The sequence below is a fragment of the Paramesorhizobium leguminum genome, assembly GCF_003217235.1.
In the GTDB taxonomy this organism is placed as follows: Bacteria; Pseudomonadota; Alphaproteobacteria; order Rhizobiales; family Rhizobiaceae; genus Paramesorhizobium; species Paramesorhizobium leguminum.
On sequence record NZ_QJTF01000025.1, the window covers coordinates 22,480 to 36,835 of the forward strand.

General features: G+C 59.8%; 14 protein-coding genes. 3 read left to right on the top strand and 11 right to left on the bottom strand.

The genetic code is table 11. From position 1 onward, the window contains the following. Window positions 1-111 precede the first annotated feature (111 nt). Complete coding sequence (locus C7477_RS16375; protein WP_245411875.1) at window positions 112-1,200, top strand: polysaccharide deacetylase family protein; 1,089 nt, start codon at window positions 112-114, stop codon at window positions 1,198-1,200. 21 nt (window positions 1,201-1,221) lie between these two features. Here the strand turns inward: C7477_RS16375 and ntrC are convergent, their stop codons facing one another. The 3 genes from ntrC to C7477_RS19295 are packed head-to-tail and all read right to left on the bottom strand — an operon-like array spanning window position 1,222 to window position 4,873. Then, complete coding sequence (ntrC, locus tag C7477_RS16380) at window positions 1,222-2,679, bottom strand: nitrogen regulation protein NR(I) (RefSeq protein ID WP_110754102.1); 1,458 nt, start codon at window positions 2,677-2,679, stop codon at window positions 1,222-1,224. After that, window positions 2,676-3,800 carry a two-component system sensor histidine kinase NtrB gene (locus C7477_RS16385; protein WP_110754104.1) on the bottom strand — a complete coding sequence of 375 codons (1,125 nt, stop codon included), beginning with the start codon at window positions 3,798-3,800 and terminating at the stop codon, window positions 2,676-2,678. Before C7477_RS16385 ends, ntrC begins: the two co-directional genes overlap by 4 nt. After that, window positions 3,800-4,873 (bottom strand): tRNA dihydrouridine synthase, encoded by a 1,074-nt coding sequence (locus C7477_RS19295; protein WP_245411878.1) that lies wholly within the window; start codon window positions 4,871-4,873, stop codon window positions 3,800-3,802. The genes C7477_RS16385 and C7477_RS19295 overlap by 1 nt, the downstream gene beginning before the upstream one ends. Before the next feature lie 241 nt (window positions 4,874-5,114). On the opposite strand from C7477_RS19295, the gene C7477_RS16395 reads away from it, so the two are divergent. Both C7477_RS16395 and C7477_RS16400 read left to right on the top strand, forming a co-directional pair. Next, a complete protein-coding gene (locus C7477_RS16395; RefSeq protein WP_110754106.1) occupies window positions 5,115-6,308 on the top strand; it encodes a bifunctional 2-C-methyl-D-erythritol 4-phosphate cytidylyltransferase/2-C-methyl-D-erythritol 2,4-cyclodiphosphate synthase in 1,194 nt (397 codons plus the stop codon). 10 nt (window positions 6,309-6,318) lie between these two features. Continuing rightward, window positions 6,319-6,810 carry a CinA family protein gene (locus C7477_RS16400; protein WP_110754108.1) on the top strand — a complete coding sequence of 164 codons (492 nt, stop codon included), beginning with the start codon at window positions 6,319-6,321 and terminating at the stop codon, window positions 6,808-6,810. Between the two features lie 126 nt (window positions 6,811-6,936). Here the strand turns inward: C7477_RS16400 and C7477_RS16405 are convergent, their stop codons facing one another. The 8 genes from C7477_RS16405 to C7477_RS16440 form a co-directional block, all read right to left on the bottom strand. Continuing rightward, window positions 6,937-7,158, bottom strand: coding sequence for an amino acid transporter (locus tag C7477_RS16405; protein WP_110754110.1), 222 nt, complete (start codon window positions 7,156-7,158; stop codon window positions 6,937-6,939). A 26-nt stretch (window positions 7,159-7,184) separates the two neighbouring features. Further along, window positions 7,185-7,634, bottom strand: a complete 450-nt coding sequence (locus C7477_RS16410; protein ID WP_110754112.1) for a type II toxin-antitoxin system RatA family toxin — start codon at window positions 7,632-7,634, stop codon at window positions 7,185-7,187. A 6-nt stretch (window positions 7,635-7,640) separates the two neighbouring features. Beyond that, a complete protein-coding gene (gene lipA / locus C7477_RS16415) occupies window positions 7,641-8,609 on the bottom strand; it encodes a lipoyl synthase (RefSeq protein ID WP_110754114.1) in 969 nt (322 codons plus the stop codon). Between the two features lie 32 nt (window positions 8,610-8,641). Continuing rightward, the gene (locus tag C7477_RS16420; RefSeq protein WP_110754115.1) at window positions 8,642-8,887 is read right to left on the bottom strand and encodes a GlsB/YeaQ/YmgE family stress response membrane protein; all 246 of its coding nucleotides are present in this window, start codon (window positions 8,885-8,887) and stop codon (window positions 8,642-8,644) included. 395 nt (window positions 8,888-9,282) lie between these two features. Next, window positions 9,283-10,728 (bottom strand): dihydrolipoyl dehydrogenase, encoded by a 1,446-nt coding sequence (gene lpdA, locus C7477_RS16425; protein ID WP_110754117.1) that lies wholly within the window; start codon window positions 10,726-10,728, stop codon window positions 9,283-9,285. A 14-nt stretch (window positions 10,729-10,742) separates the two neighbouring features. After that, a complete protein-coding gene (locus tag C7477_RS16430; RefSeq protein WP_110754145.1) occupies window positions 10,743-11,330 on the bottom strand; it encodes a GNAT family N-acetyltransferase in 588 nt (195 codons plus the stop codon). A gap of 292 nt (window positions 11,331-11,622) precedes the next feature. Further along, window positions 11,623-12,957: a pyruvate dehydrogenase complex dihydrolipoamide acetyltransferase gene (locus tag C7477_RS16435; protein WP_110754119.1), complete on the bottom strand. Its 1,335-nt coding sequence runs from the start codon at window positions 12,955-12,957 to the stop codon at window positions 11,623-11,625. 15 nt (window positions 12,958-12,972) lie between these two features. Beyond that, on the bottom strand, window positions 12,973-14,352 hold the full coding sequence (locus C7477_RS16440) for a pyruvate dehydrogenase complex E1 component subunit beta (RefSeq protein ID WP_110754121.1): 1,380 nt from the start codon (window positions 14,350-14,352) through the stop codon (window positions 12,973-12,975). Window positions 14,353-14,356 lie beyond the last annotated feature (4 nt).

The following is a 14,356-nucleotide window of genomic DNA, read 5'->3' on the forward strand; positions in this document are numbered from 1 at the left end:
GGTCTTTTCCAAGCGGAAATTATATGCGCCGGGAAAAGTTGCAGGCTTCTCGGACAAGCTGTAAGAAATTTCCGATACACTTATGCGGTTTTTGATGGGGAAAGGCAGCGTTTGCGCAGCTTGGGTTCGGTGATTCTTGGCGGCGCTCCCGGAACGCTTGCCCTGGTGAAGCGTCGTCTGAAATATGCCGCCATCCGCGTGGGCCTGGAGGCGGTCGCATCGACGGGTCTGGGACGGTTGATTCCATCCGCCGGCGGTCGTGGACTGATCTTCACGCTTCATCATGTTCGCCCGGAAACGGAGCGGCCCGAATTTGCGCCAAACGCCATTCATTCGATCACGCCGGAGTTTCTGGTGGAGGCCATTCGGGCGGTTTTGGAGCGCGGCCTAACGCCCGTCCACCTTCACCACCTGCCGGCCTTGCTGGCGAACCCTGCCGATGGGCGTAAGTTCGTCGCCTTTACGCTTGATGACGGCTATCGCAACAATGCAGAATTTGCAGCGCCCGTTTTCGGGAAATTCAACATTCCATACACGATTTTCGTCAATCCCGGATTTGTAGAGCGGACGCGTACGATGTGGTGGGAAACGGCCGCGGCGATGGCGCGCGAAGTCTCCTCGGTCGACTTTGATTTCGGCAACGGGCCGGAAATTGTCAAATCCGCAACGGTGAGCGAGAAGTTTGGGCTATACGATCGCTTGGTGGCCTTCGTCCAGTCGACCGACGAAGACGAGGCTGTGCGCAGAATCGATGATATGGCGAGAAGCCATCGCATCGATCCAATAAAATTCGTGGACGATCTCGTTATGAACGAGCAGGAACTGAGAGACCTTGCGAAGGATCCGCTTGTCCATTTTGGCGCACATACCGTCACTCATGTGAACCTGCGTCGCGTAAGCGCGGAACGTTTGCAACGCGAAATCCGGGAATCGACGGAGGCAATCGAGCGCTATGTCGGTTGCCGTCCGAAATCGTTTTCATATCCCTACGGTTGGTCCTCCGCCGCAAGCGATCGAGAGTTCCGCGCGGCGGCCGATGCAGGCTTCGCCACTGCCGTGACAACGCAGCCGGGCGTCCTCAGCCAGCGAAGCCTTGAGCAACCAACAGGATTGCCACGCGTATCGCTGAATGGAAACTTCCAGAAGAAGCGTTATGTCGAGGCGCTTATATCCGGCCTGCCCTTCCGTTTGCTGCGATAGAGGCGCTCAGGTTGAATTGCTCTAACCTTTCGCGCCCCGATAAATATTCACCCCCAATTCGCGGATTTTCTTGCGAAGCGTATTGCGGTTGAGACCCAGAAGATCGGCGGCTTTGATCTGGTTGCCGCGCGTTGCGGTGAGGCAGGCAAGAATGAGCGGATACTCTACCTCGGCCAACACGCGCTGATAGACGCCGGGCGGCGGCAGGTCAGAGCCGTAGGAGGCGAAATAGCGCTGCATGTTGATTTCGACAGCCTGTGCGATTGTCATGTTATCGGAAACGATCACTCCACCGGCCGGCTCCGGGCTGTGCAGGTCGGATTTCAGTTCCGCCTCGATCACTTCCGGCGCGATTTCTTCCTGCGGATAGAGAGCGGCCAGACGGCGCACCATATTTTCAAGTTCGCGCACGTTGCCGGGCCACGAGTAACGGCGCATCAGATCGAGCCCCGCCGTGGTGATCAGCTTTTCCGGCAGGCCGTCCTTTACCGCCTGCTTGAAGAAATGGCGGACGAGATCGGGGATATCCTCGCTGCGCTCACGCAACGGCGGCAGCCTGAGCGGCACCACATTCAAGCGGTAATAGAGGTCTTCGCGGAACAGCCCCTGATTGATGAGGATGCGCAGATCCTTGTTGGTCGCGGCCACGATGCGCACATCGGTCTTGATCGGCGTACGTCCGCCGACGGTCATATATTCGCCCTGCTGCAACACGCGCAGCAGTCGCGTCTGCGCCTCCATCGGCATGTCGCCGATCTCGTCGAGGAACAGCGTGCCGCCATCCGCCTGCTCGAAGCGTCCACTGGAGCGAGTTTGCGCACCTGTGAAGGCGCCCTTCTCATGGCCGAACAGTTCCGATTCGATCAGATCGCGCGGGATTGCCGCCATGTTGATGGCGACGAAGGGACCCTTGCGGCGGCGGCCATATTCATGCAGCGCGCGAGCCACGAGTTCCTTGCCCGTGCCGGATTCGCCGGTGATCATGACCGTCAGATCCGTCTGCATCATGCGCGCGAGTACGCGATAGATATCCTGCATCGCCGGCGAACGGCCGACGAGCGGCATGTTCTCCGCCTGCTCTTCCTGGCCGCCGCGCGCTCCGAGCTTCTTCTTCGGCTCCGCAAGCGCCCTGCCGACAATGCTGACCAGCTCCGTCAGGTCGAAGGGTTTCGGCAAATACTCGTAGGCGCCAGCCTCCGATGCCTTGATCGCGGTCATGAAAGTGTTCTGCGCGCTCATGACGACGACGGGCAGGTCAGGCCGAGATTTCTTGATGCGCGGCAGGAGATCGAAGGCGTTCTCATCCGGCATCACCACATCGGTAACGACCAGATCGCCATCGCCGCCGGAAATCCACCGCCAGAGCGTTGCTGCGTTGGATGTGACGCGAACATCGTAACCCGCGCGTGACAATGCCTGGTTAAGGACCGTCCGGATCGCGGCATCATCATCGGCGACAAGTATGCTGCCAAGGCTCATTCGTCGGTTCCTGTCGTATCTGAATTCTGCCCGCGCCACGCGGGCATGAGAATGCGGAAAGTCGTGCGCCGCGCTTGCGAATCGCACTCGATCACGCCGCCATGGTCTCCGACGATCTTGGCGACAAGGGCCAAGCCCAGTCCGGAGCCATTGGGCTTCGTTGTCACGAAGGGATCGAAAAGGTGTGGCAACAGATCCGCCGGCACCCCCGCTCCTGTGTCATGCACGCAGAATTCCAGCGGCAGCGCCACCCGGTCACGTACGCCCGGCACGGAAAGCCGGATGCCCGGACGATAAGCGGTGGAAAGCGTGATCTCCCCCTGCTCTTCGTTGCCAATGGCCTCGGCGGCGTTCTTGACCAGATTGAGGAAGATTTGCACCAGCTGGTCGCGGTTGGCGTAGACCGGTGGCAGCGATGGGTCGTAATCCTCGTTGAACTTGATGTGGCTGGCAAAGCCGTTGCGGGCGATGGCCTTCACATGGTCGAGCACGACATGGATATTGACGGCCTCGCGGTCGATAGGACGCTCGTCCGAGAAAACCTCCATGCGGTCGACCAGCGAGACGATCCTGTCCGTCTCGTCGGTGATAAGCCGCGTCAGCGAGCGGTCCTCGTCGCCGACGACGCTCTCCAGAAGCTGCGCAGCGCCGCGAATGCCTGACAGAGGGTTCTTGATTTCATGCGCCAGCATCGAGGCAAGACCGGTTACAGACCGTGCGGCGCCGCGATGAGTCATCTGGCGGTCCAGCTTCTCCGCCATCGACTTTTCCTTGAACAGGATAACGACTGACCCCGGAAATTCGCTCACCGGCGTCACATAGATATCCACCATGCGATCGCTGCCCAGTCGCGGCGAAGAGATGTCGACGCGATATTCGTTCACCGGCGACGGATGCGCTCTGACCTGTTCGACAAGCGCAATCAGCGGACTGCCGAACGGCAGGAAGGAATCGAGCTTGTTGCGCGCCAGGATATTCGAGCTCGACTTGAAGAACTGCTCCGCATCGGCATTGGCGAAGGTGATATAGCCTTCCGCATCCACCATGATGACGGGATGGCTGATCGTGTTGAGCACGATCGAGGCCATCGCTTCGGCTGCGGATTTTTCGCGCGCGTTCATCACGCCACCTTTTTCAGTTCGGTTATTTGGGGAGGGCACGAAAAGGCTTGGGCGAGTTTTCTGATAACGGTGGCTGGATCGCTTTCGGTCATGATCGCCGCGCGATCCTGTTGTGGAAGCTCACCGGCATGGCGGTCGAGATACCAGCCCAGATGCTTGCGCGCATGGCGCGTTCCGGTATTCGGGCCGTAATGGGAGAGCATCGCTTCGTAATGCGTGATGACGTATTCGCTGATATCCAAAGGCATCGCCGTTTGCCCCTCACCCTTACCCTCTCCCCGCACGCGGGGAGAGGGAGGCGTCAACGTTTGTGCAAGGTTCGTCGCCTGCTGTGAAGGGCCAACGTCAAGGTCCCCCTCTCCCCGTATTTCACGGGGAGAGGGTAAGGGTGAGGGGCCATCAGCCATGCGGGCAATCTCTCCCGGCAGCCAGGGCTGGCCGTAGCATCCCCGTCCGATCATCACCGCGTCAGCACCGGAGCGGGCGAGGATTTCTTCCGCATCGCTTGCCGAAATCACATCGCCATTGGCAACCAATGGGATGCTGACCGCCTCCCGCACCGCGTGAATTGCATCCCAATCCGCCCTGCCTTCATAGAACTGGCAGCGGGTGCGGCCATGCACCGTAACCATGCGTACGCCTGCATCCTCAGCCCGGCGCGCCAGTTCCGGCGCGTTGATGCTGTGTTCGTCCCAGCCGAGCCGCATCTTGAGCGTGACCGGCACGCGGACTGCCTTCACCGTCGTCTCGACAAGCGTCATCGCATGATCGAGGTCACGCATCAGCGCCGAGCCTGAATAACCGCCCGTGACCTTTTTGGCCGGGCAGCCCATATTGATATCGATGATATGCGCCCCCTCGCCTTCCGCTATGCGGGCGGCCTCGCCCATCCAGCGGGCCTCGCGCCCGGCGAGCTGCACCACATGCGTTTCAAGCCCCTCGCCTTTCAGCCGCATCAGGCTTTCGCGGTCGCGCGAGCAGAGTTCCGCGCTCGCCACCATTTCCGAAACCACCATGCCGGCGCCCGCCGCCCAGGCAAGCTTGCGGAAAGGCAGGTCCGATACGCCGGACATCGGCGCCAGAAACACCCGGTTGCGCAAACGGACATCGCCTACGTATAAAGCTTCACCCAGAATGGTCACGTCGGTTATGCCTGTTTCGTGTGCATTTTATCTATCGCCCAGTCTTTAGACAGGATGGGATATTTCCGCAAGGAAAAGCAATGCTTGGCATTGATTCCCATCTGGCATTTGGGCGGCGCAGGGTCTAATCGGACATAGACGCGGAAAATATGACTGAAAAGGCAGTAAAACCATAAAAGTAGCAGCTGTCATTGTCGCAGCCGGCCGCGGGGAACGGGCCGGACAGAGCACCGAAGGGCCGAAGCAATACCGGCGCATCGGCGGCGAAGCCGTGCTCACGCATACGCTCCGGGCGTTTTTCGATTGTCCGCATATCGCCCATGTCGTTTCTGTGATTCATCCGGAAGACCGTCATCTCTACGATGAAGCAACCGGAGAGCTTGGCGCCAAGGCAATCGTCATCACCGGCGGCCCGACGCGGCAGGAATCGACCCGGCTCGGGCTTCTGGCGCTGATTGAGCATCAGCCGGATTTCGTGATGATCCACGATGGCGTACGGCCTTTCATCGCGCAGGAACTTCTGCAGCGCATCATCCACGCGCTTCACCCCGCCATCGGCGTGCTGCCCGCGCTCGCGGTTTCCGACACGCTGAAGCAGGCGGGGCCGGATGCGCATGTGAAGGCGACGGTCTCCCGCGCCGGGCTCTATGCCGCACAGACCCCGCAGGCATTTCCGTTCGCGCCGATTCTCGACGCGCATGAATCGGCTTACCGCGTCGGACGCTCGGATTTCACCGACGACGCGGCGATTGCCGAATGGCATGGTTTGGCCGTACGCGTGGTGGAAGGCTCCGCCGACAACACAAAGCTCACCTGGGCAAAGGATATCGAAATGGCCGACAAGCGGTTTGCGCAAGAGCGCGGCATTTTTCCCGATGTCCGGACCGGCAATGGCTATGACGTCCATTCCTTCGAGCCCGGCGATCATGTGACGCTGTGCGGAGTGGAGATACCCCATACGCTGAAACTGTCCGGTCATTCGGATGCCGATGTGGGCCTGCATGCGCTCACCGATGCCTTGCTTGCGACGCGGGGGGCTGGGGATATAGGCACGCACTTCCCCCCCTCCAACCCCCAATGGAAGGGGGCCCCCTCCCGTATTTTCGTGGAACATGCGGTGAAAATCGTGAGGGAATCGGGGGGCCGCATCGCTAATGCTGATATCACGCTGATCTGCGAAGCGCCCAAGATCGGCCCGCATCGCGAGGCGATGACCGCCGCCCTGTCTGATATGCTTGGCATCGCCCCGGATCGCGTCTCGGTCAAGGCGACGACCAATGAGAAGCTGGGGTTCGTCGGGCGCGGCGAAGGCATCGCGGCCATCGCCACTGCCACCGTCATCTATCCAGGAGAAGTGCCCGAATGAGAAAACCAGCATGAGAGACAAGGCTCTGGAAGAAAAAGCCGTCGCCGTGCTCGATACCTGCCGCCGCGCGGGGCTGATGCTGGCGACCGCCGAATCCTGCACCGGCGGTCAGATCATATCGGCGCTGACCGACATCGCCGGCTGTTCGCATGTGGTCGATCGCGGCTTCGTCACCTATTCCAACGAGGCCAAGCAGGAGATGCTCGGCGTCCCAGCCCCCCTCATCGAGAGGGTAGGAGCGGTATCGAAGGAGGTAGCCCTCACCATGGCGGAGGGGGCCCTCACCCACTCCCACGCCGGGGTATCGGTCGCCGTCACCGGCATTGCGGGACCGGATGGCGGCTCCGAGGAAAAGCCCGTGGGCCTCGTCCATATCGCGGCAATGCGCAAGGACGGCGTGGCGCGTCACTGCGAATGCCGTTTCGGCGATCTGGGGCGGGATGGGGTCAGGCGGGCGACGGTGATCGCGGCGCTGGATCTGGTGCTGGAGGTGGTTGGATAATAAGTTGGCAGGAAAACAAGCCAACTCTGGCCTATCAACGGATATGTTTCGCGTAATAGAATCCTGCAGCGGCGATAAGGAGAGCACCCACCGGCGCAATGAGAAGGCCTAGGATTTGCATCGTTGTCATGGTTCCAACCTCCTAAGAATGTTGCTCGCGGCATAATGTAGCGCGAATGATGCCAGAATACAAACAAAGCTGATAAACATAAGGGCCGGCGTCGGCCCGTTTGGACTGTAAATGCTTGAAATTGCCGGCGCAAATCCGCCAACGGCAAAAACAGCAATGCCAATACCGTTAAAATATGTCGCTAAAAGCTTGATGCGCTCGTTGTGAATTAAAGTCATACCACCCCTCCCCCAAGTGAGATTACTTACCCATAAATCGCGTCCGCCCTTTTCTCAAAAGCCTCCGAAAACTTGCGAAAGGCGATGTCGAACATCGTTCCCATCAAGAGCCCCAGCGTGCGGCTTTTGAACTCGTAGTCGATGAAGAACTCGACGTCGCAGGACGATCCGTCGCCTACCGGGCGGAAGGTCCAGCGGTTGTCGAGATAACGGAACGGGCCGTCGATATAGTTGACATCGATGATGTTTTCCGCCGGGTTGAGGAAGACTTGGCTGGTGAAGGTTTCGCGGAGGAGCTTGTAGCCCACCGTCATGTCGGCGACGAGCAGGGTGCGCTCGCCCCGTTCCTTGCGCGAGCGCACGGTCAGCGCCTCGCACATGGGGAGAAACTCAGGGTATTTTTCGACATCGGCAACGAGCGCGAACATTTGCTCGGCCCGGTGCCTGACCTGCCGTGTTGTCGTGAACTGCGGCATGGGCGTTCAGTTTCCTGAAACTTGGGCTTCGCGTGCCGCCTTGAGCTTGGCGAAATCCTCCCCGGCATGGTGTGAGGAACGGGTCAGCGGGCTCGACGCCACAAGCAGGAAACCCTTGGTGCGGCCGATGGTTTCATAGGATTTGAACTCATCGGGAGTGATGAAGCGGATGACCGGATGATGCTTGCGCGAGGGCTGGAGATATTGGCCGATGGTCATGAAATCCACATCCGCCGAACGCAGATCGTCCATCAGCTGCAGCACTTCGTTGCGCTCCTCGCCCAAGCCCACCATGATGCCGGATTTGGTGAAGATGGTCGGATCGAGCTCCTTGACCCGCTGCAACAGCCGGATCGAGTGGAAATAGCGCGCGCCGGGACGAACCTTGAGATAGTTCGACGGCACGGTTTCCAGATTGTGGTTGAAGACATCAGGCTTGGCCCTGACCACGATTTCCAGCGCGCCGTCCTTGCGCAGGAAATCCGGTGTCAGGATTTCGATGGTGGTCTTCGGTGTCGCCGCGCGGATCGCGTGGATGACATCGGCGAAATGCTGCGCGCCGCCATCGTCGAGATCGTCGCGGTCGACCGAGGTGATGACCACATGGGTCAGACCCATTTCCCTGACGGCCTTGGCCACATTCTCCGGCTCGTTCGGATCGAGCGCGGTGGGAATGCCGGTTGCGACGTTGCAGAAGGCGCAGGCGCGGGTGCAGATTTCACCCATGATCATGAAGGTGGCGTGCTTCTTGTCCCAGCACTCACCGATATTCGGGCAGCCCGCCTCCTCGCACACCGTCACGAGCTTGTGCGAGCGCACGATCTCGCGCGTCTCGCTATAGCCTTTCGAGGTCGGCGCCTTCACGCGGATCCAGTCCGGCTTCTTGAGGATTTCGGAATCCGGCCGGTTCGCCTTTTCAGGATGACGGACTCGCTTTTCCGCCGGGAGAACCGTCCTGTCGAGAATGGTGACCATCAAAAACCTGCTTTCAGCCGCGCCTTTTTGGGTCAGCGCCGGACGATTTTGGCGATGAATAGCAAAATGCAGGAGCCCACGAAACCCTGCACCAGATAACCGGGCCATCCGGCTGCTACATGAATATTGGCGCTATCGAAGATGGCGTTGGCGATCACGGCGCCGATGATGCCGATCACGATGTTCATGAAGATACCAAAACGAAGCCCGATCAGAATACCGGCGAGCCAGCCCGCCAGTCCGCCGACGATGATCGCTACAACCCAATTCACATCCATTTGAATTCCCTCCTGAAAAACGTCCCAAAGATATGGGCGGTTATTTGTCTCTTGGCAATGCCAGGCGATTCCGGTTTTGACGGTATCGCTAGCCCTGCCTGGCTATTCCGTATCCATCTTAAGGTCATCCCCATCCATTTGTCGTCATCCTCGGGCTTGACCCGAGGATCCACGGCTAGGGAGCACTAACCTTTCCACCACATCGACGCATTTCAGCAAACGGAAACAATCAATATCCCGACAGATGATTCATGATCCCGTCCCGGACGATAGAACCGCTTTTGCCTCCTTGCCGTGGATCCTCGGGTCAAGCCCGAGGATGACGATAGATATTGAGGATGACGATAGATATTAGAGCGTGACGGCAGATATTTAATGCCGACGATATTGAAGTCCTAAGCGTTCAGCGCCCTACCATACGCATCCAGCACGCTTTCCTTCATCGCTTCCGAAAGCGTCGGGTGCGGGAAGATCGTGTGGATCAGTTCTTCCTCCGTCGTCTCCAGATTCATGGCGATGACGAAGCCCTGGATGAGTTCGGTGACTTCCGGCCCCACCAGATGCGCGCCGATGAGTTCGCCCGTCTTCTTGTCGAAGATGGTCTTGACCATCCCGTAATCCTCGCCCAGCGCGACGGCCTTGCCGTTGGCTGAGAACGGAAACCGCCCGACGCGGATGTCGCGGCCCTGCTCCTTGGCCTTCGCCTCGGTCAGGCCAACGGACGCAACCTGCGGCGTGCAATAGGTGCAGCCTGGGATTTTCGATTTGTCCGTCGGGTGCACATTCGGCAATCCCGCGATCTTTTCAACGCAGACCACCGCCTCGTGCTCCGCCTTGTGCGCGAGCAGCGGGGGGCCGGCGACGTCGCCTATGGCATAGATGCCCGGCACATTGGTCTTGCCGTAGCCGTCGATGACGATGAAGCCGCGGTCGGTCTTCACGCCGACGCCTTCCAGACCGATATTCTCGATATTGGCCTGTACGCCCACGGCGGAGATCATCCGGTCGGCGGTGATCTTCTCAGATGTGCCATCCTTCTTCTCGATGGTCGCGGTGATGGAGTCAGCGCCCTTCTCCACCTTGGCGACTTTGGCCTCCAGATGGATCTTCATGCCCTGCTTTTCGAACTGCTTCCGGGCGATGCCGGAGATTTCCGCATCTTCCACCGGCATCACCTGGCTCATGATCTCGATGACCGTGACATCGACGCCCATGGCGCGGTAGAAACTGGCGAATTCGATGCCGATGGCGCCTGAGCCCATGACGAGCAGAGATTTAGGCAAGGTTTCCGGCTTCATTGCCTCGAAATAGGTCCAGATCAGCTTGCCATCCGGCTCGATGCCGGGCAGCGCACGCGGGCGCGCGCCGGTGGCGATGATGATGTGCTTGGCAGTATAGGTGCCCTCGCCCAGCGTGTTCTTCGGTACCGGCCCGACCGGCTCCACCGGCTTCTTGCCCGGCTTGGTCACGACGATCTCACCGGGCTTCACGATTTTCGCCTCACCCCAGATGATATCGACCTTGTTCTTCTTGAACAGGAAGCCGACGCCATTGTTCATCCGGTGCGCGATACCACGCGAGCGGGCGACGATGGCCTTAATGTCAGGCGTGATGGAGCCTTCCAGCGTCAGGCCGTAATCCTTGCCGTGCTGGGCCGTATGCAGCACATCGGCGGAGCGCAGCAGCGCCTTGGTCGGGATGCAGCCCCAATTGGAGCAGATGCCGGCCAGATGCTCGCGCTCGACCACCGCCACCTTCATTCCAAGCTGAGCGGCACGAATGGCGGCGATATAGCCTCCCGGACCGGAACCGATAACAATGACGTCGTAATTGTTTGCCATACTATCCTGCCTTGTTAATTCATGTCCCGGCTGAGTAGCACCCAGTCGTGTTTCTTGTCCTGGCCGATGCGCTCCAGCGCTTCGAGCCGTTCAACTTCCTTGAAACCATGCGCCGCGTAGAGCGAAAGCGCCACTTCATTGTAGCTTTCGGTAATCAGGCTGATGGCCGGATTGCCATTCTCACGCGCTTTTCCAATCTCATGCACCATCAACGCCCGACCAATGCCACGCCCACGAAACTCGCGATAAACCCCGACGCTGTCGACGAAGCGGTGACCAATCACTTTGCGCTGCAAGGTGATCAACTGGTCCAGCACTGGATGCTGCGGCGGAAAGTCATTGAGACTCTCGTCCAGCGTATAGCCAATGGAAAGACCGGCGATCTCGCCATCCCATTCGGCCATGGTTGTGTTCTTCCAGCCTTCGGTATCGTCAGAGCGCATTTTCTGGCGTCCCCGCTCTATCGCCGTTTCGGTGCGGCCATCGAGCACAGCCCCATACCAGAGCCATGAGGCAAAGCCATGCGCCGAGATATCGACCAGAATGGCGATCTCTGCAGCTTCGCGGTTTTCAGCCGGGCGGAGGTGAAGGTGTCTAGCCATCATTGCTTTCAGAACCTGCGTTCCCATTCCCCTTACGGAGAGGGGTTAGAGCGCTTCTTTTATAGAATCGCCAAGCGCCCTCGTCCTTCGAGGCTCATTCCGCTTCGCTTCATGAGCACCTCAGGATGAGGGCTACTGGTAGCGCCGACGCCCCTTCACCCTCATGGTGAGGTGCGATTGGAGCGAAGCGGAATGAGCCTCGAACCACGAGGGTGAAGGGACTCTAGAGTCGTCACCCCCCCACCCGTCCGCTACGCGGCCACCCTCCCCGCAAGGGGGAGGGAGACTCTGGTTAAACCAGCATGCCAACCGGGTTCTCTATGTAGCGCTTGAAGGCGGATGCCAGTTCCGCGCCGAGCGCGCCGTCGATGACGCGGTGATCGAAGGCGAATGTCGCCGTCATCACCGTGCCGACCTTGATCTCGCCGTTCTTGACAACCGGCTTTTCGATGCCCGCGCCAATGGAAACGATGGAGGCGTGCGGCGGGTTGATGATCGAGGTGAAGTTCGAGACGCCGAACATACCGAGATTCGAGACCGCCGTCGTGCCGCCCTGATATTCGGCAGGCTTCAGCTTCTTGTCACGGGCGCGCTTGGCGAGGTCCTTCATCTCGTTGGAGATGGTTGACAGCGTCTTTGTTTCCGCCTTGCGGATGATCGGCGTGATCAGGCCATCCGGGATCGCCACGGCGACGCCGACATCCGAATGTTTGTGCTTGACGCGGGCCGTCGAGGTCCACGAGGCGTTCGCCATCGGCACATCGCGCAGCGCCAGCGCCATCGCCTTGATGACGAAATCGTTGACCGAAAGCTTGAAGGCAGGCACGTCGCCCTTCTCGGTCTTCGTTACCGGCGCGGATTTGTTGATCTCGGCGCGCAGTTTCATCAGCGCGTCGATCTCGCAATCCATCGAGACGAAATAGGACGGAACCGTCTGGTGTGATTCGGTCAGGCGGGCCGCAATCGTCTTGCGCATGCCGTCATGGGGCAGAAGCTCGTAGGATCCTTCCTCGAACAGCTTGAGGGTAGCTTCATCGGAGGAACCCTTCGCCATGGCGGGTGCTGCCTGCGGGGCGGCCTTGGCGCCGCCGGAGCTGGCCGCCTTCTCCACATCCGCCTTCACGACGCGGCCACGCGGGCCAGAGCCGGTGATGGCGGAAATGTCCACGCCTGCTTCCTTGGCCAGGCGGCGGGCGAGCGGTGAGGAGAAGACGCGGTCGCCTGCCGGCTGCGCGGCAGGCGCTGGAGCGACCTTAGGCTGTTCCTGTTTCGCGGGTTCGGAAGCTTTTGCTTCAGTGGAAGGAGCGGCCTTCTCTTCCGTCTTCGGCGTTTCCGCCTTGGCCGGAGCAGCACCGCCACCCTTCGCCGCGTCCTTCACATCCTCGCCTTCTTCGGCCAAAACAGCGATCAGCGCGTTGACCTTCACGCCTTCCGTACCCGCTGGTACGACGATCTTGGCGACCGTGCCTTCATCTACGGCTTCGACTTCCATCGTCGCCTTGTCGGTCTCGATCTCGGCGATCACATCGCCGGGGGCGACCTTGTCGCCCTCCTTGACCAGCCATTTGGCCAGATTTCCCTCTTCCATCGTCGGGGAAAGGGCCGGCATGGTGATATTGATCGGCATGTCCTGATCCTTCCCTTAGGCGGTGTAGGTTACGGCTTTCACCGCCTCGACGACTTCCGCGACGTTCGGCAGCGCCAGCTTTTCGAGATTGGCGGCGTAAGGCATCGGCACATCCTTGCCCGCGATGGTGATGACCGGCGCATCGAGATAGTCGAATGCCTGCTGCATCACGCGCGTGGCAATCTCGGTTCCGACGGAGGATTGCGGATAGCCTTCCTCGACCGTCACGCAGCGTCCCGTCTTTTTAACAGATTCGATCACCGTCGGCAGATCCATCGGGCGGATTGTCCTCAAATCGATGATTTCCGCGTCGATGCCAAGGGTCGCCAGTTCTTCCGCCGCCTTGATCGCATAGGTCATGCCGATGCCGAAGGAGACGATGGTCACATCCGTGCCAACCTTATGGATGCGCGCCTTGCCGATGGGCAGCACGAAATCATCCAGCTTTGGCACATCGAAATGCTGGCCGTAGAGGATCTCGTTTTCGAGGAAGATCACCGGGTTCGGATCGCGGATTGCCGCCTTGAGCAGGCCCTTGGCGTCGGCGGCGGTGTAAGGCATCACCACTTTCAGCCCTGGAATATGGCTGTACCAGGCGGCATAGCACTGGGAATGCTGGGCCGCGACGCGGGCGGCGGCGCCGCTCGGTCCACGAAACACGATCGGTGCGCCCATCTGGCCGCCCGACATATAGAGCGTCTTTGCCGCCGAATTGATGATCTGGTCAATCGCCTGCATGGCGAAGTTGAAGGTCATGAACTCGACAATCGGACGCAAGCCCGCCATCGCGGCGCCGACGCCGACGCCGGCGAAGCCATGCTCCGTGATCGGCGTATCGACCACGCGGCGCGGGCCGAACTCGTCGAGAAGGCCCTGCGTGATCTTGTAGGCGCCCTGATATTCGGCGACTTCCTCGCCCATGACGAAGACATCGGGATCGCGGCGCATTTCCTCGGCCATCGCATCGCGCAATGCTTCGCGTACCGTCGTGTTCACCATTTCGGTGCCTTGCGGAATATCCGGGTCGGACGCGATTTCCAGCGTCGGCGCTTTCGGCGCGGCGGGAACAGAATCGGCCTTCTTTTCTTCTGCCTTTGGCTCTTCCTTAGGCGCTTCCGTCTTTGGAGCAGCGGAAATGTCGCCGGCGCTCTCGCCTTCGCCGATGATAACGGCAATCGGCGTGTTCACCTTCACATTATCGGTACCTTCGGCAACGAGGATCTTACCGAGCGTGCCTTCATCGACGGCTTCGACTTCCATCGTCGCCTTGTCAGTCTCGATTTCGGCGAGCACATCACCGGCGGCGATCTTGTCGCCTTCCTTTTTCAGCCATTTTGAAAGTTTGCCCTCTTCCATCGTCGGGGAAAGGGCGGGCATGAGAATTTCTACGGGCATGTCT